Source organism: Bacillus sp. RB3 (assembly GCF_030164735.1).
Lineage (GTDB): Bacteria > Bacillota > Bacilli > Bacillales > Bacillaceae_G > Bacillus_A > Bacillus_A cereus.
Window position 1 is genome coordinate 1 of the sequence record NZ_JASNGE010000102.1, and the last position, 491, is coordinate 491.

A 491-nucleotide genomic window follows, 5' to 3' on the forward strand; every position below is an offset into this window, starting at 1 on the left:
TGAATTCGAGTAGCTTCATCCATCTTTTTTAAGAGTTGTACAGGATCTGTATTAGAACCCAACAAATATTTCTTAACACGTGCAGGGCTGGCCGTAATTAATACACGTTCGCCTTTTAACTCCACTGCATGTGCATTAGGATATTGGTCCAGCATGTTTATTAAATCTTGTTTCGTATGCTTTCCTAGTTCAAAGAAAGGCGTAGTCGTTCCACCTGTTGTAATTGTTGTTCGAATGCTACCTCCTTGCTGTTTATTATAAAAATAAATCAGCCCCCCATTTGGAGATTGGATTGTGTTTACACCAGGTTTTAATGTAAATGATTTTATCTTAGAATCTTCTCTCCAAGAAGCATCATACGAATACGTTCCAATATATACCTGAATATCTTGATTACCTTCTACATTAATCGTTATTTGTTCATTTGGCTTTGCATATAAACCAGTTGGTTCATATGGACTAAATGCCATACTTTTTCTTTCCTGTTGTTT

Annotated in this window: 1 protein-coding gene; it reads right to left on the reverse strand. The window is 35.6% G+C overall.

Features of this window, described 5'->3' with window-relative positions; all coding sequences use genetic code 11:
- A partial coding sequence (locus tag QO049_RS30515) for a M60 family peptidase N-terminal accessory domain-containing protein (RefSeq protein WP_284489824.1) occupies window positions 1–491 on the reverse strand: 491 nt, incomplete at both ends.